Source organism: Chryseobacterium endalhagicum (genome assembly GCF_016745235.1).
Taxonomy (GTDB): Bacteria; Bacteroidota; Bacteroidia; order Flavobacteriales; family Weeksellaceae; genus Chryseobacterium; species Chryseobacterium endalhagicum.
Genome location: NZ_JAELVM010000002.1, coordinates 740,490 through 756,380, shown reverse-complemented (window position 1 = coordinate 756,380; position 15,891 = coordinate 740,490). Strand labels below are relative to the sequence as shown.

Here is a 15,891-nt window from a genome sequence, read left to right as displayed (position 1 = left end):
ATCAGCGGTTCTGTTTTTGTGGACAGAACACGTTTCTGCAACATAATTATCTTTTTAAAAAAGGTACGTCTCCCTTGTTTTTCAGTTTATCTTTTATATACTGATCCGCCTTGGGATCTTTTTTTACAATTATTTTCTGTGCGTCGTCAGCAATATCTTTCATTTTGTCTTTAACGACATAATATTTGAAGCTTTCAATAAAATCTTCCGATTTTACTTTATGGGATTTAAGCACAAATCTTGTTCCTGCTTCCAGATTTTTGTTCTGATACTCCATAATGGACTGGTCTGCAATAGCAAGATCAGCCAGGATCTCAGCCATGGCATCCGGTTCGATCAGGTTTTTGGGCTTGTCCACATAATCACCACATGAGAACATGCACAGCATAACGAAAATGAAGATCAGTTTTTTCATAATCTGTTGATGATTGATTTCCATTTTAAATTTAATACTCCAAATACAGCTTCATGAATAATGCCACCGTTCATTTTGCTTTCTCCTAAAATTCTGTTTGTAAATATAATAGGAACTTCTACAATTCTGAAACCTTTTTTAAAAGCTCTGAATTTCATTTCGATCTGAAAGCCGTAGCCTTTAAGTTTTACATTATCCAGTCCTATTTCTTCAAGAACTTTCCTTGAGAAGCATACAAATCCTGCCGTGGTATCATGAATTGGAAGTCCTAAAATAAATCTTACATATTTGGATGCAAAATAAGAAAGCAGCACTCTGCCCATGGGCCAGTTCACTACATTTACTCCTTTTGAATATCGTGATCCGATGGCCATATCCGCATTCAGACAGGCTTCAAAAAGCTTGGGAAGATCATTGGGATTGTGGGAGAAATCGGCATCCATTTCAAAAATATAATCGTATTTATTTTCGATAGCCCATTTAAATCCGTGGATATAAGCCTTTCCAAGACCATCTTTTACATGTCTTACGGACAGGTGCAGGTAATGAGGAAATCTCTTTTGAAGACCCCTTACAATCTCAGCTGTTCCATCCGGCGAAGTGTCATCCACCACCAGAACATGAAAGTCATCTTCCAATGCAAAAACCGCGGAAATAATATTTTCAATATTTTCCTTTTCGTTGTAGGTAGGGATGATGACGAGTTTTTTCATTTCAGTTTGCAAAGATAAGTTATTTAACCTTTTTATTTTATACAAAATAATCTATAATTTTGCAAAAAATATTCCTTTGCCGTTATCACAAAATTTTATAAACCACGTAAGGATACCCGAGAATAATGACTGGGTGATCTTTATATTGATAGGATGCGTATTTCTGTATGTTTTCATGATGAATATTATAGAAAGAGATGCAAGCCTGAAAGATTTCCTGCTTCAGAAATATTTTGATGCGAGCAATAACCTTCCCAGCTGGATCATTACTTCATGTGTAACGGCGCTTACTTTGTCTGTTCTCATTTCACAGTATATCCCGATTGTCCCGAAATCCATCAGCGATCTTCAGGTTATGGGCTATCAGCTTAATAAATTCGGGTATACATTTCTGGCTGTTTTATTTTTTTACATAACAAAATCGGCACTGGGCTTTTTATTTTACCAAAGCATTGGGGACGGTAAAAAATGGACTATTTTCTATTTCACCTCCACAAAATTCTACTTCATCCTTTCATTTTTGCTGATAATTTTGTGTGTAACCCACTATTATTTCCCCGTGGACAGAAATAAAATATTTTTCTACTATTTCTACTTCTTCGCATTTGTCGGGGTTTTCAAGATTTTCTTCTATTTGTTTCATAAAAACAACATCCTACCCGAAAAATGGTATTATAAATTTTTGTATATTTGCACCCTCCAAATTGCACCTTTATTGCTGCTTTGGAAGTTGTTATTTTTTTAATAAAAGTCAATGATGAGAATAAAGTCTATATTGGTTTCTCAACCAGCGCCTAGTGAGTCTTCTCCATATCTGGATATAGCAAAGAAGGAAAAAATAAAGATTGATTTCCGTCCTTTCATCCACGTCGAAGGAGTTGACAACAAAGAACTAAGAACACAGAAGATAGATCTTACGCAGTTTACTGGAATTATTTTCACCAGCAAAAATGCGATAGACCATTACTTCAGACTTGCCGAAGAGCTGCGTTTTGCGGTTCCGGATACGATGAGATACATCTGCCAGTCTGAGGCGATTGCCAACTATCTTCAGAAACATATTGTTTATAGAAAGAGAAAGATCAGCTTTGGGGAGAAAAACTTCGCAGACCTTCTGCCTCTGTTTAAGAAATTCCCGACTGAAAAATACCTTCTGCCATCTTCAGATGTCTTAAGCCCGGATATCGTAAAAACAATGGAAACTGCTAATGTAGACTGGACAAGAGCGATCATGTACAGAACTGTATGCAGCGACCTGACGGATATCAAGGCTAAGGATTATGATATGCTTATCTTTTTCAGCCCGCAGGGGATCAAATCCCTACAGCAGAATTTCCCAGACTTCAAACAGGAGGAAACCAAGATCGGTGTTTTCGGAAATACCACATTGGCAGCTGCGGAAGAAGCAGGGCTAAAAGTAGACCTGATGGCTCCTACAAAGGAAACTCCATCCATGACCATGGCACTTGAAAAGTATATTAAAGCCCTTCATAAATAGTCTTTAATATTTAACATAAAAACGGCCGTCTTTTCAATTCAGGAAAGATGGCTTTTTTTTAACTAAATTTGAACAAGAATTAATATTGAATGAAACGTTTCTGTAAACCACTTTCAAAAGAGGAAAAAACAGAAGAACACTTTTCATCACACCCAATCAAAATTTAAAATATCCGGATGAAAGCTCCACAGGCAAAAAAAATAGAAAAAATACTAGAAATACACGGCGACAGAAGAACTGATAATTACTTCTGGCTTAACGAAAGGGAAAACCCGGAAGTGATACAATATCTTGAAGAAGAGAATGCCTATGAAGAATTCATGATGAAGGATACGGAAGCTTTTCAGGAAGAGCTTTTCGAAGAGATGAAAGCCCGCTATAAAAAGGATGACGAGTCGCTTCCTTATTTTTTTAACGGCTACTGGTATATTGTACGCTATGAAGAAGGAAAAGAATATCCTATCTTCTGCAGAAAACATAAAAGCCTTGACAATGTAGAAGAAATTATTGTTGACGTCAATATACTGGCAGAAGGTGAAACCTATTTTGAAGTGGGAAGCGTTGCTGTTTCTCCGAATAACAAACTGGTTTCTTTTTCCTCGGATAATGTAAGCCGCAGAATTTACACGATCAATTTTAAAGATCTGGAAACGGGAGAAGTTTTCTCGGATCAGATTCTGAATACTACCGGAAAAGCAGTCTGGGCCAATGATAATGAACATGTTTTTTATATCAGAAAAGACGAAAGTCTGCGTGCTTTCCAGGTGTACCGTCATAAGCTGGGAACAGATTCTTCAGAAGATGTCCTGATTTTCCATGAAGAGGATGATACTTTTGATGTGAATGTTTTCAAGACAAAATCCATGGAATACATTTTCATCGCAAGCTCCAGTACGATTTCTGATGAACACAGATTTATTCCTTCCAACAATGTTTTTGCTGAATGGACGATTATTCAGCCAAGAATTGATGACCTGGAATATTCGGTGGAACATTTTGAAGATGAATTTTATATCATCACCAATGCAGATGACGCCATCAATTTCAAGATCGTAAAAACAAAAATTGAAAACTGCGGAATGGAAAACTGGGTAGACGTTATTCCACACCGTGCAGAAGTACTGCTGGAAGGTTTTGAAATTTTCAGAGACTATCTTGTTCTTGAGGAAAGAGAGGAAGGACTTCTGCAGATTAAAATCATTGATGAAAAGACTCAGGAAGCCTATTATCTTCCTTTTTCTGATCCAACCTATACAACATACATCGGGATCAATATGGAATTTGATACCGAGGTTCTCCGTTATGGCTACACTTCCCTGACCCAGCCAAGCTCAACGTACGAGTATAATATGAAGGAGAAAACAACTCAGCTTCTGAAACAGCAGGAAGTTCTGGGTGGAAATTTCCTTCCGGAAAATTATATCTCGGAAAGAATCTGGGCAGAATCCAGAGACGGTGAAACCAGAATTCCAATCTCACTGGTTTATCATAAAGACACCAAAAAATCAACAGATACCCCACTCCTTTTATACGGCTATGGAAGTTATGGACATACGGTAGATGCCAGTTTCTCCAATGTAAGGCTTTCTATTTTAGACAGAGGGTTTATTTACGCCATTGCGCATATCCGCGGCGGGGAATACCTGGGCAGAGAATGGTATGAAGACGGAAAAATGCTGTTTAAGAAAAATACATTCTTTGATTTCATCGATGCCGGAAAACATTTGATCAAAGAAAATTATACATCTTCCAGACATATGTTTGCAATGGGCGGAAGTGCCGGCGGTCTTCTGGTAGGCGCTGTTATCAATTATGAACCTTCCCTTTTCCACGGGATTGTAGCACAGGTTCCATTTGTAGATGTCGTTACCACAATGCTGGACGAAACCATCCCATTAACAACCGGAGAATACGACGAATGGGGAAATCCGAACGACAAGGAATATTATCAGTACATGAAAGAATATTCTCCTTACGATAATGTAGAAGCGAAAGACTATCCTCATATGCTCATCACAACAGGCCTTCACGATTCGCAGGTTCAGTATTGGGAGCCGGCAAAATGGACGGCAAAACTGAGAGAGATGAAAACCGACAGCAATCTTTTATTATTCAAAACCGATATGAGCTCAGGCCACGGCGGGGCAAGTGGAAGATTTGAATCATTGAAAGAAGATGCACTGGAATATGCGTTTCTGTTAAAGATTGACAAAAAATAAATTTTAATTTTTTCTTCAACTTTAAAAATAAAATTATGTTATTATTAACATTCCTTGCAATAGTTATTGTTTATTATCTAATACAAAAGGATAAAATCCGAAAGGCAGAAAAGCGGGAAATTTTTAAAGAAAAGCAAGAAAAAAAACTGCAACAGCTTCTTGAAAAAGCAAGAGAAGAAGATGCAAAAAAAGCTGAAGAAAGTAAATGACAAACATTATGAACGAGTCCGATTACTGGCAAAAAATAGAACAGTTCTTTATAGATAATTTCGACACCGAAAAAAATCCTCCGATTGAAACCCTTTTATTTCTGATCGGACTACAGGAACTAGGAAGCGGCCAACAAAAATATACAAAAGAAGACAAAGTAAATTTGATCCACATCGCGGTATGCAGACTGCTGGAACCTTTTGGGTACTATAAATTTACCCACTACGAAGACGGATGGCCACAATATGACAAACTGGAAGAACTTCCGGAATTAAGACCCAACGAACAGTCTCTTCTGATGAAAAAAGCGATTATTCAGTATTTTCAGGAGGAAGAGTTGATTTGATGTGATGATGGGTTGATGCGATGATTTGCTGATGAGTTAATGGGTTGATGTGGTAATTAGGATGATGTGCATTGGTACAAATCTAGGGCTTCTCAGGAACGATCACTCAGAGCAATCATATTATTAATTTCAAATGCACATACGCATATAAAATTCAATAGGGACGGGCTAAAGCCCGTCTTTTTTTTGTGAAACCTCGATGAGGCTTTAGCCAAAACCTAAAAAACACTTTAGAATCAACAAACTATCACATCATCTAATTGGCAAATCAACGAATCATCACATCACCACATCAACCCATTAACTCATCAGCAAATTATCAAATCAAATCCTCCAGCTGGCTCAGTCCCATCTTGAACCCCTCTTCAAAGCCCATCTCCAACTGCTTCTTCATAGATTCCGGATCAGGAAAGTGAATATTAATGGTCAACTTTGTTCCCTCTTCCACTCCTGTAAACCCGAATAACCATTTAGCCTGCGCAAAATCTTCATTGATATCCCCTTTTTCATCACAAAAAGCATCTACCCCGTCGAAGCTGCGGTGCTCCATGATCTCGCCATAGGTTACCTGTCCATACATTTTTTCGCCGTCAGGACCTACCATGGCATAGTGCCAGATTCCGCCTTCGCTAAAATCCTGCTTCACTGTTTCACATTTCCACGGCTTCGGAGCCCACCATTGATCCAATAATTCAGATTTGGTAAAATAATCCCACACTTTTGAGACATCAGCATCATAAATTTTCATGACATACACTGTGCTTGCATCAAAATCTTTGTTGAAAACGATATTAGATTCCATAAGTAATTATTTTTATCAAAGCTACTCATTTAATCAATTTAGAGGTCTTTCCATAGGACAAGTAATTTAAAATTCATAAATATTTGTTAAAAAACTCACTTTTAAGAGAAATTAAACAATTTTTTGGCTCGTTTTTTGTTTATCAAGTCTTAAAATAATTAATTTTAACATTCATTTTTCCCAATATATATAAAATCAAATAATGAATAATAAATTCATCCCAATAATTTCGGTGTTTATGACAATCTCACTGATTGTTTTTGTGACGCTCCAATTTTATTGGCTGAAGGGTTATTACGGAGCTCTTGAACAAGATTTTTCAAACAAAGTATATACTGCCCTGGAAAGCACCGCTAAAAGTGTTTCAGAAATTGAGGTGGAAAAATACATGAATGAAAACAATAAAAATTTCCGGAATAATATTATTGCGAACAGTAAGCAGCCTTCTATGACGACCATTCAACAGGTTGAAGATTCCGGAACCCAGAGACAGATTATTTATTCTAAAAATATCATTGAAAAAACACAGCTTCCTATTTCCCAAAGAGGAGATTCTATAAAATGGACCACGCTTTACAGCGATGAAGCTGCCTACAAAGTAAAAAGGGATACTACCAGGCCGGAACAGCTGACTACAGAAATCAATACCGATATTGAAAATGGAGATTACACCATAAAAGAATTTGCTAAAATTTATGGCAATAATTTACCTATAACAAAAAGAGTAGATGATAAAATTCTGGATTCCGTCATTGCAAAAGAATTAAAAATAAGAGGAATTTCTGCAAAATTCGGGTACGGAATTACAGATAAGAACAATAAGCTCACAAGCGTCGTCAATAAAGTATATAAAGAAAAAAAAGACAACAATACGTATTCCTATCCTCTTTTCACGGATACAAAGGACCGGACTTTATATAGTCTGGCTTTGGTTTTTCCTAAAAAAGAATACTCTCTGGCGATGAACAACTGGCCGATGCTGCTGGGAACATTCCTTTCATTGCTTACCATTCTGGGAATTTATATTATTTCCATTAATTATATGATGAGGCAGAAAAAGCTGGCGGAAGTGAAGACAGACTTTATCAACAATATGTCTCACGAGTTTAAAACTCCTCTGGCGACCATTTCTGTGGCGACGGATTCTTTGGCGAATGACAAAATTGCCACCAACCCGGATAAGGTAAAATATTATTCGGAGCTGATCAAGCAGGAAAATTTAAGAATGAAAAAGCAGGTGGAAAATGTTCTGAATATGTCCAAGCTTGAAAGAAATGAAGTGAAGCTGTTTTTAAAGGAAACTAATGTACGGGAGCTGATCAAAAGAACGACAGAATCTTTCAATCTTATTGTACAGCAGAGAAACGGATCGCTGACCCAGGAATTCAATGCGACCCATTACACCTTTAAAATAGATGAATTCCACATTTCCAATATGCTGGTGAATTTACTGGATAATGCCAACAAATATTCACCGGAAGCACCGGAAATTCATGTAAAGACAAGAAATGAAGGACATTTGTATGTCATCGAAATCTCTGATAAAGGAATGGGAATGGAAACCCAGAACAAGACGAAGATCTTTGAAAAATTTTTCAGAGAAGAAACCGGGAATATCCACAATGTAAAAGGCCAAGGTCTGGGACTTTCCTACGTGAAGAAAATTGTAGAGCTGCATAAAGGACAGATTATTGTAGACTCCCACAAGGATAATGGAAGTACGTTTACGATAAAGCTGCCGATGAGCTAAATCATAAATGATAAATATAGAAACCAAATAACAAAATATAGGAAGATAGAGTGAGAACGTTCATTCTTAATTTTTAATCATTAATTTTTAATTATTAAAATCATGAGCAACAGAATATTATTAGTAGAAGACGATCAGAGTTTTGGAGCAGTGCTGAAGGATTATCTTACGATCAACAACTTTGAGGTAACCCTTGCTACAGACGGGGAACAGGGTTTAAAAGAATTTACAGAAAATGAATTTGACATCTGCATTTTCGATGTCATGATGCCAAAAAAAGACGGATTTTCATTAGCGGAAGACGTAAAAAAAATCGATAAAAACACACCTATCATATTCCTTACCGCAAGAAATATGAGAGAAGATATCCTGAAAGGTTATCAGCTGGGTGCAGACGACTATATTACCAAGCCGTTTGATACGGAACTTCTTTTGTATAAGATCAAAGCGATCCTGCAGAGAAGCTCTACTTTGGAAAATGAAGAGCAGGAGCAGTTCAAAATCAGCAATATCTTCTTCGATTCCATGCTGAGACAATTGAAAGTAGGTGACAAAGAGTACAAACTTTCTCCAAAAGAAAACGAACTGTTAAAACTTCTTTGTATCCACAGAAATGATTTCATGCCGAGAGATCTTGCTTTGAGAAAAATCTGGAAGAAAGAAAATTATTTTACCGCAAGAAGTATGGACGTGTATATCGCGAAGCTTCGTAAGCTGTTAAAAGACGATGAAGGATTGGAAATTATCAACGTTCACGGAGAAGGATTCAGACTTTTGGTTAAAAATTAAGCCCGAATACTGATTATAAATATAAAATTAGCAAAACAATTAAAAATGTTTTGCTAATTTTGTTTCATACCGATTGGATATGAAAAATACATTCTTAGGCGTTATTGCCATTTCCTTATTAGCTGTTTCATGTAATAAAGACGAAAAAGCTACTTATTTAAAAGAAGATGCCGGAGTTCAGCAGCCCAATGTGGCCGTTAATACAACGTCTAAAACAGCTCTGATGGAACAGGCAGGTGTACAATCCAATCCAACCCCGGCTCCTATTTCCTCTAATGTTCCGGGAATAAAGAATCCTCCGCACGGACAGCCTGGCCACAGATGTGATATCCCGGTGGGACAGCCTCTTAATGTAAGCCCTACAGCTATCCAGACGGCTCCCGGCCAAAACCCGAACAATGCCATTAAGCTAGATGCCAATTCCATGTCAGCCGGAAAAATACAGATCGATAAAACCGGACAGCCGGCTAAAACCGCTCCCGGCATGAATCCTCCTCATGGACAGCCCGGCCACAGATGTGATATTGCGGTAGGTCAGCCCTTAAACAGCAAACCAGTACCAGCACCTGCACCTGCACCACAACCTGTTCAAAGTGCACAAAACGTTCCCGGTCCGGTAACAGCACCAGCTCCAACAGGTCCAAAACCAAAACTGAACCCTGCTCACGGAGAGCCTTGGCACAATTGTGCGTTAAAAGTTGGTGATCCTTTGTCTTAATTTCGTATTTTTGCAGAGATGAAGCTGTTTCATATACTTGCCATTGTATTTTGTTTAGGAATTTTCTTAGTTCCTAAAGACAGCTTATTTTCACAAACCACACAGGAAAGCTGCTGTAAAGCCAAGTCAGAAAAAAGTGACTGCTGCAAAGATCACAGCTCAAAAGACAGTAAGGATGACAAAGAGCATTCTTCATGCAATGACGACTGCTGCTCGACCTGCATCACCTGTTTTACTTATATTGAAACCCCGTTTTCAAAGAATTTACATCTGGAACTGTCTTACTACAAAGCCAGTAAGAATCCTCAGTTCCAATATTCAGCACCTTATCTTTCAGACCGTTTAAAAGAAATCTGGCAGCCGCCTAAAATAGGTTAATAACAACATTCAGAGTCCGTTATACATTGTAATGGACCGTTTTTAATTAATCTAAACTTTTTTAAACAAAATGAAATTATATATTTCCAAGATCATTCTTGGTCTCATGCTTCTGTCCGTACAGTTTATATCAGCTCAAAACCTTTCAAAGAACCAGTTTAAAGTTAAAGGAAACTGTGAAATGTGTAAATCAAGAATAGAAACTGCCGCCAAAAAAGCGGGCGCAAAAACCGCGGTTTATTCTGTTGATCTGCAGACTTTAACTTTTGAAACCGATTCTAAAACTTCTACAGACGAAATCCTAAAGAAAGTAGCAGACGCTGGCCACGACAACGAAAAATTTAAATCTAACGACGAAACCTACAAAGGTCTTCCGGGATGCTGCCATTATGAAAGAGATCTTCAGCCTGCTGCGGCAGAAGCTCATCAGCATCAGGCAAGAAAAGACAATGAGTTTTATGTAAAAGGCAACTGCGAATCCTGTAAAGCCAGAATTGAAAAAGCAGCCAAAACAGCCGGCGCAGATTCAGCGGAATGGAGCGCAGAAAAGCAGACCGTTATCTTACATTTTGATCCTTCAAAAACCTCATCGGATAAAATTTTGAAAGCTATTGCCGATGCGGGTCATGACAACGAAAAGTATAAAACCACGGATGCAGTTTACAAAAACCTTCCCGGATGCTGCCTGTACGACAGGGATATTGCTTTTGGAGAAGCGAATCCAAAAGTTCACTTTACAGAAGAGACAAAACATGCAGAGCATCAGGAAACCCAGCCTGAAGCCACTTCCGAAAACCATGAGCAGCACGAAAAAAAGATCGACGGCGTAGTGGTTACGGGATCTAAAGCAGCCACAGCTTTGAGTAAAAAAGAAGCCGGACTGGTTTTTAATATCGACAAAAAAGAACTATTGAAAGCCGCCTGCTGCAACCTTTCTGAAAGTTTTGAAACGAATGCCACGGTAGATGTTTCTTTCAGCAATGCCGTTACAGGAACCAAACAGCTTAAAATGCTGGGGCTGGATCAGAAATACACCAGTTTAACGAAGGAACTTCTCCCGGAGATCAGAGGTCTTGCTTCTGCCTATGGACTGAATTTCATTCCCGGAAGATGGATTGAAAGCATTCAGCTGACCAAAGGAGGAAGTACTGTAACCAACGGTTATGAAAGCATCACAGGACAAATCAATACAGAGCTTCTGAAAAACGCTAAAGAACCTGAAACTTCATTAAATATTTTTGCGGATTTCAACGGAAGAGCGGAAGCCAATATCACAAGCGTCTCTCCTATCAACGATAAATGGTCTCAGACCTTTTTACTGCATGGAAACGGAACTTTCGGGGATACGGATATGAATGACGATACTTTCCTGGACCGACCGAAAGGAACGCAGATTAATGCAGCTTATCTCCTTAATTATAATGATCTTGAAAAATCAGGATTCGGGTCTCATTTCGGGATTAATTTCATCAAGGATGAGAGAACGGCCGGACAGATAGGTTTTGATAAAAAGCTTCCTCAGGACGAGCAGGGAGCCTACGGTGTCGGAATTGATATTTCCAGATTTCAGGTTTGGAATAAAACAGGATACGTATTTAAAGGAAAGCCTTATCAGAGCTTAGGCTGGATGAACCAATATGTGTATCACCAGCAGGACAGCTTTTTCGGACTGAGAAATTATGCCGGAAAACAGCATACGTATTATTCCAATTTAATTTTTGAAAGCATCATCGGGAATACCAATCACAAGTACAAGGCCGGAGCCAGCTTTTTGTATGACGGCTACGAGGAAACATATTTAACGGATGATATGAAGAGAAACGAGATCGTTCCGGGTATTTTTGCAGAATATACATTGACTGGGCTAAAATATACTTTAGTCGCAGGAGCCAGAGCAGATTTCCATAATCTTGCAGGAACCCAGTTTACTCCGAGAGTTAATTTCAAGTATGATTTCACGCCTCAGACGATCTTACGACTTTCTGCGGGCAGAGGATTCAGAACGGCCAATGTTTTTGCAGAAAACCAGCAGTATTTTGCGTCCAACAGAAACATTCAGATTCTTCAGAACGGTGGAGATATTTATGGTTTAAAGCCGGAGATCGCATGGAATTACGGAGTCAGCTTACAGCAGGAATTTAAACTTTTCGGAAGAAAATCTTCGATCGTTGCAGATTTTTTCAGAACAGATTTCCAGGATCAGGTTCTTGTGGATCTGGACCGCTCACCACAGCAGCTTACCTTTTATAATCTGGAAGGAAAATCTTTTGCGAACTCTTTCCAGACCCAGTGGGATTTTACACCTTTTAAGAACTTTGATGTAAGACTGGCTTATAAATATTATGATGTACAGGCAGATTATATCGACGGCAGAAGAGAGGTTCCATTCATGGCCAAGCACAGAGGTTTTGTGAATCTTGCCTATGCAACGAATAAAAACGATAAAGGAGGATTCTGGAGCTTTGATACCACTCTGAACTGGGTAGGAAAACAAAGGCTTCCGAATACTTCAGGCAACCCGGCTGAATTCCAGCTTCCGGTTTATTCTGAATCTTATGCCGTACTGAATGCACAGATTTCAAGGAATTTCAATAAAAAGATCAGAGCTTATGTAGGAGGGGAAAACCTTACTTCTTATTATCAGAAGAATGCCATTGTGGATTTCAGAAATCCTTTTGGAAATTATTTTGATGGCGGAATGGTGTATGCGCCTATTATGAAGGCTAATTTTTATGTGGGACTGGATGTAACTTTCTAGTTTTTTTACCACGCAAAGTTGATTTTTTGCACTACAGATTTGAACAAATCAAAGAGACTGACTCAAAAACAGTCTCTTTTTTTGTTAATGATATTATGGTCATATTTGGGCATATGTATTTCCAGGATGAACTGACAACGCTCAATCCTACAGAAAAAGGATCTAACAACAATATTCTCATAGATAAACATCTAAGTTTCATCGATATATATCGATCCTCTTTGTGAGAAATTTTACTTTAGAATGTTGTTACTTTGTACCAGTAAAATTAACCAATAAGAATACTTATAATTATTCCAAATGGGAAGTTTACAAGAACAAAAATGATGAAACAAAATATCGGTGTCCAGATAACCTCAAGAACTCCTTGAAGACCTAAAAACACAAATATATAAAGAATTTGACTTGATTTTTTGGTTATTTGACACAAACAAAAAGACTGTTTTCCCAAACAGTCTTTTTTTATTTTTCCCGATAATTATCTTCCGAAATCATCCTGTACTCTTACAATATCATCTTCATCTGACGGATGAGAAGCGTCCGTATGCTGCCAGATCTCTGCGACAACACCCCAGCCGTCTAAACCGATCAGCCGGTGTCTTTCTCCCTGCTGAAGCTTGATCTGATCTGTTGGGTGATATTCTTTCAGTTCACCTTCTTCATCCGTATTGCTTGTTTTGATGCCCACTGTACCTTCCACTACCTGCCAGATCTCTGCTCTTCGGTGATGGTATTGCCAGCTCAAACGGGCATTTGGAGCAACAAGAAGGATCTTCGGACTTAGTTTTCCACCTATTTTAAGGCTTTCCACACCAATTCCGTCAAAATACTGATTGGCAAAATCCTGCGCCTGGTTTTCATCGATCACGAAGAATCCGCCCCAGGGTCTGGTGCTGTCTTTTGCGGCAATGCTAAACCCCTGCTCCCCCAGCATTTTTTCTACTTTATCGAATATTTCTGTTTTCTCTGCACTCATAAGTTCTGTTCCTTTTCTAAATTATTTTCAAATATAAAGTTTGTCTGTTTATTCTTTTGACATTGAATATGGAAAATCTTTTTCCTGTGACCCTCTTTCCTTATTCGGCTTGCTGTCCATGTTGAATTCCAGAACGGCTCCATTCATCAGTTCTTTGTGGCTCAGCCAGTTTTTGGTATAAGACCGAAGGTTTACGTTTAATGATTTCACATATAAATTGTCTGCACTGTTTTCCAGTGCTTTTATTTCAATTTTCTTACCGTTTTCCAGATGAATAATCGCTTCCTTGAAAAGCGGTGCTCCCAGAACATACTGATCGGTAGCCGGCGTCACAGGATAAAATCCTAAGGCTGAAAATACATACCAGGCGGAAGTCTGGCCGTTGTCTTCATCTCCGCAATATCCGTCCGGTGTTGCATAATACAGCTTATCCATCACCTGTCTTGCCCAGTACTGTGTTTTGTACGGGGCTCCTGCGTAGTTGTACAGGTAAATCATATGCTGAATCGGCTGGTTTCCGTGGGCATACTGACCCATATTCATAATCTGCATTTCTCTGATTTCATGGATCACACTTCCGTAATAACTGTCGTCGAATACAGGCGGAAGTGAGAAAACCTCATCCAGCTTGGCCTCGAATTTCTTTTTGCCACCCATTAATTTCGCTAAACCGTCGATATCCTGGAAAACCGACCAGGTATAATGCCAGCTGTTTCCTTCTGTAAAAGCATCGCCCCATTTAAAAGGATTGAATGGTGACTGGAATTTTCCGTCTTTGTTTTTACCACGCATCAGACCCGTTTCAGGATCGAATACATTTTTATAATTGTAAGCTCTTTTTTTATAAATATCAATTTCGGAAGCCGGTTTTCCCAGTGCTTTTCCCAGCTGATAGATCGCAAAATCATCGTAAGCATATTCCAGGGTTCTGGCTGCATTTTCATTGATTTTCACATCGTAAGGAACGTAGCCCAGTGTATTGTAATATTCTACACCTCTACGGCCTACTGCATCAATAGGTCCTTCGTTATTCGCTCCATGTTTTACAGCCTGCCAAAGGGTTTCAATATCATAACCGCGAAGTCCTTTTAAATAAGCATCGGCAACTACTGAAGCGGAATTGTTCCCGATCATGATATCGGAATATCCGGGACTGCTCCATTCCGGCAGGAATCCTCCTTCTTTAAAGGTATTGGCAAGACCTTCCTGCATTTCTACATTGATGCTCGGGTACACAAGGTTCAGGAAAGGATATAAGGCACGGAATGTATCCCAGAATCCGGTTCCGGCGAACATTCTTCCGTCCAGGATCTTTCCGTTGTAAGGACTCCAGTGTTTTATTTTGTTCTGGGCATCGATTTCGTATAATTTCTGAGGAAAGAAAAGTGTTCTGTACAGCGAGGAATAAAAGGTTCTCATCTGCTGATCGGTTCCGCCTTTCACTTCAATACGGCCCAGCGTTTTGTTCCAGATATTTTTAGCTTCAGTTTTTACCTGTTCAAAGTTTCTACCTCCGATTTCTCTTTTCAGGTTCAGTTCTGCCTGTTCAAAGCTGATGAACGAGGAAGCTGTTCTTGCATACACACTTTCTTTATTTTTCAGTTTAAATCCAACAACTGCTCCTGCATGGTCGCTGGTTATTTCCAACTGGTTTTTGACAAAAACACTGTCCTTCCAGGTAGTCGTCACATCAAAATCTTTATCAAACTGAATGACAAAATAATTTTTGAAATTGTCGTATTTCCCTCTGGAATATTTAGTGGTATAGCCTAAAATTTTTCTTTCTTTAGGAAGAATTTTGATGTAAGATCCTTTATTTAAAGCGTCCACAACAATGTATGCGCTGTCTGTTTTGGGAAAATCAAATTTGAAAAAAGCGGCTCTTTCAGTAGGTGTCAATTCTGCCGTCACATTGATATCCGCCAGATAAACACTGTAGCTGTAAGGTTTTGCCACTTCTGCTTTGTGGCTGAACCAGCTGGCACGGTCTTCCTCCTTAAATTTCAGCTTTCCCACTCCCGGCATGATGGCAAAAGCGCCGTAATCATTCATCCAGGGAGATGGCTGATGGGTTTGCTTGAACCCTTTTATTTTGTCTGCATCGTAGGTGTAAGCCCATCCGTCACCCATTTTACCCGTTTGCGGTGTCCACAGGTTCATTCCCCACGGAAGGCCTATCGCCGGATAGGTATTTCCATTGGATAAGGAAGGTTTGGACTGGGTTCCCATTAAAGGATTTACATAATCTGCGGGAGAAATTCCCTGCCCCAATGCAAAGATATTTAATACAATAAAAAAACTTGAAAATAGAGACTTCAT

At 38.9% G+C, this 15,891-nt stretch carries 15 protein-coding genes; 10 read left to right on the top strand and 5 right to left on the bottom strand.

The window, feature by feature from the left end:
- Positions 1-46: 46 nt before the first annotated feature.
- Both JET18_RS13730 and JET18_RS13725 read right to left on the bottom strand, forming a co-directional pair.
- Positions 47-415, bottom strand: a complete 369-nt coding sequence (locus tag JET18_RS13730) for a DUF4296 domain-containing protein (protein ID WP_202091939.1) — start codon at positions 413-415, stop codon at positions 47-49.
- Complete coding sequence (locus tag JET18_RS13725) at positions 412-1,128, bottom strand: polyprenol monophosphomannose synthase (RefSeq protein ID WP_202091938.1); 717 nt, start codon at positions 1,126-1,128, stop codon at positions 412-414. Before JET18_RS13725 ends, JET18_RS13730 begins: the two co-directional genes overlap by 4 nt.
- A 76-nt stretch (positions 1,129-1,204) precedes the next feature.
- On the opposite strand from JET18_RS13725, the gene JET18_RS13720 reads away from it, so the two are divergent.
- The 5 genes from JET18_RS13720 (at position 1,205) to JET18_RS13700 (ending at position 5,401) form a co-directional block, all read left to right on the top strand.
- The gene (locus JET18_RS13720) at positions 1,205-1,873 is read left to right on the top strand and encodes a DUF4271 domain-containing protein (RefSeq protein WP_202091937.1); all 669 of its coding nucleotides are present in this window, start codon (positions 1,205-1,207) and stop codon (positions 1,871-1,873) included.
- A gap of 12 nt (positions 1,874-1,885) precedes the next feature.
- Entirely contained in the window at positions 1,886-2,626 is a 741-nt protein-coding gene (locus JET18_RS13715) for a uroporphyrinogen-III synthase (RefSeq protein ID WP_202092575.1), read from the top strand.
- 176 nt (positions 2,627-2,802) lie between these two features.
- Positions 2,803-4,845 (top strand): S9 family peptidase, encoded by a 2,043-nt coding sequence (locus tag JET18_RS13710; protein WP_202091936.1) that lies wholly within the window; start codon positions 2,803-2,805, stop codon positions 4,843-4,845.
- A 35-nt stretch (positions 4,846-4,880) separates the two neighbouring features.
- Positions 4,881-5,054, top strand: coding sequence for a hypothetical protein (locus tag JET18_RS13705; protein ID WP_202091934.1), 174 nt, complete (start codon positions 4,881-4,883; stop codon positions 5,052-5,054).
- Positions 5,051-5,401 (top strand): hypothetical protein, encoded by a 351-nt coding sequence (locus tag JET18_RS13700; RefSeq protein WP_394369518.1) that lies wholly within the window; start codon positions 5,051-5,053, stop codon positions 5,399-5,401. The genes JET18_RS13705 and JET18_RS13700 overlap by 4 nt, the downstream gene beginning before the upstream one ends.
- 319 nt (positions 5,402-5,720) lie before the next feature.
- Here the strand turns inward: JET18_RS13700 and JET18_RS13695 are convergent, their stop codons facing one another.
- Positions 5,721-6,203 (bottom strand): SRPBCC family protein, encoded by a 483-nt coding sequence (locus JET18_RS13695; RefSeq protein ID WP_202091932.1) that lies wholly within the window; start codon positions 6,201-6,203, stop codon positions 5,721-5,723.
- 202 nt (positions 6,204-6,405) lie between these two features.
- Between JET18_RS13695 and JET18_RS13690 the strand changes: the two genes are divergently transcribed.
- The 5 genes from JET18_RS13690 to JET18_RS13670 all read left to right on the top strand — a co-directional run bounded on the left by JET18_RS13690 (position 6,406) and on the right by JET18_RS13670 (position 12,596).
- Positions 6,406-7,953, top strand: a complete 1,548-nt coding sequence (locus JET18_RS13690; RefSeq protein ID WP_202091930.1) for a sensor histidine kinase — start codon at positions 6,406-6,408, stop codon at positions 7,951-7,953.
- A 102-nt stretch (positions 7,954-8,055) separates the two neighbouring features.
- Positions 8,056-8,742 carry a response regulator transcription factor gene (locus JET18_RS13685; protein WP_002982671.1) on the top strand — a complete coding sequence of 229 codons (687 nt, stop codon included), beginning with the start codon at positions 8,056-8,058 and terminating at the stop codon, positions 8,740-8,742.
- A gap of 79 nt (positions 8,743-8,821) precedes the next feature.
- On the top strand, positions 8,822-9,460 hold the full coding sequence (locus JET18_RS13680) for a hypothetical protein (protein WP_202091928.1): 639 nt from the start codon (positions 8,822-8,824) through the stop codon (positions 9,458-9,460).
- An 18-nt stretch (positions 9,461-9,478) separates the two neighbouring features.
- Positions 9,479-9,838 (top strand): hypothetical protein, encoded by a 360-nt coding sequence (locus tag JET18_RS13675; protein WP_202091926.1) that lies wholly within the window; start codon positions 9,479-9,481, stop codon positions 9,836-9,838.
- Positions 9,839-9,908: 70 nt separating this feature from the next.
- Positions 9,909-12,596: a TonB-dependent receptor domain-containing protein gene (locus JET18_RS13670; protein ID WP_202091924.1), complete on the top strand. Its 2,688-nt coding sequence runs from the start codon at positions 9,909-9,911 to the stop codon at positions 12,594-12,596.
- A gap of 478 nt (positions 12,597-13,074) precedes the next feature.
- On the opposite strand, the gene JET18_RS13665 is transcribed toward JET18_RS13670, so the two are convergent.
- Entirely contained in the window at positions 13,075-13,572 is a 498-nt protein-coding gene (locus JET18_RS13665) for a cupin domain-containing protein (protein WP_202091922.1), read from the bottom strand.
- 48 nt (positions 13,573-13,620) lie between these two features.
- The gene (locus JET18_RS13660) at positions 13,621-15,891 is read right to left on the bottom strand and encodes a GH92 family glycosyl hydrolase (protein ID WP_202091920.1); all 2,271 of its coding nucleotides are present in this window, start codon (positions 15,889-15,891) and stop codon (positions 13,621-13,623) included.

Excerpts from the sequence above, each read along its gene's own strand:
- JET18_RS13730 (WP_202091939.1), bottom strand. The coding sequence starts at position 415 with ATGAAAAAACTGATCTTCATTTTCGTTATGCTGTGCATGTTCTCATGT.
- JET18_RS13725 (WP_202091938.1), bottom strand. The coding sequence starts at position 1,128 with ATGAAAAAACTCGTCATCATCCCTACCTACAACGAAAAGGAAAATATT.
- JET18_RS13715 (WP_202092575.1), top strand. The coding sequence starts at position 1,886 with ATGAGAATAAAGTCTATATTGGTTTCTCAACCAGCGCCTAGTGAGTCT.
- JET18_RS13710 (WP_202091936.1), top strand. The coding sequence starts at position 2,803 with ATGAAAGCTCCACAGGCAAAAAAAATAGAAAAAATACTAGAAATACAC.
- JET18_RS13705 (WP_202091934.1), top strand. The coding sequence starts at position 4,881 with ATGTTATTATTAACATTCCTTGCAATAGTTATTGTTTATTATCTAATA.
- JET18_RS13700 (WP_394369518.1), top strand. The coding sequence starts at position 5,051 with ATGACAAACATTATGAACGAGTCCGATTACTGGCAAAAAATAGAACAG.
- JET18_RS13695 (WP_202091932.1), bottom strand. The coding sequence starts at position 6,203 with ATGGAATCTAATATCGTTTTCAACAAAGATTTTGATGCAAGCACAGTG.
- JET18_RS13690 (WP_202091930.1), top strand. The coding sequence starts at position 6,406 with ATGAATAATAAATTCATCCCAATAATTTCGGTGTTTATGACAATCTCA.
- JET18_RS13685 (WP_002982671.1), top strand. The coding sequence starts at position 8,056 with ATGAGCAACAGAATATTATTAGTAGAAGACGATCAGAGTTTTGGAGCA.
- JET18_RS13680 (WP_202091928.1), top strand. The coding sequence starts at position 8,822 with ATGAAAAATACATTCTTAGGCGTTATTGCCATTTCCTTATTAGCTGTT.
- JET18_RS13675 (WP_202091926.1), top strand. The coding sequence starts at position 9,479 with ATGAAGCTGTTTCATATACTTGCCATTGTATTTTGTTTAGGAATTTTC.
- JET18_RS13670 (WP_202091924.1), top strand. The coding sequence starts at position 9,909 with ATGAAATTATATATTTCCAAGATCATTCTTGGTCTCATGCTTCTGTCC.
- JET18_RS13665 (WP_202091922.1), bottom strand. The coding sequence starts at position 13,572 with ATGAGTGCAGAGAAAACAGAAATATTCGATAAAGTAGAAAAAATGCTG.
- JET18_RS13660 (WP_202091920.1), bottom strand. The coding sequence starts at position 15,891 with ATGAAGTCTCTATTTTCAAGTTTTTTTATTGTATTAAATATCTTTGCA.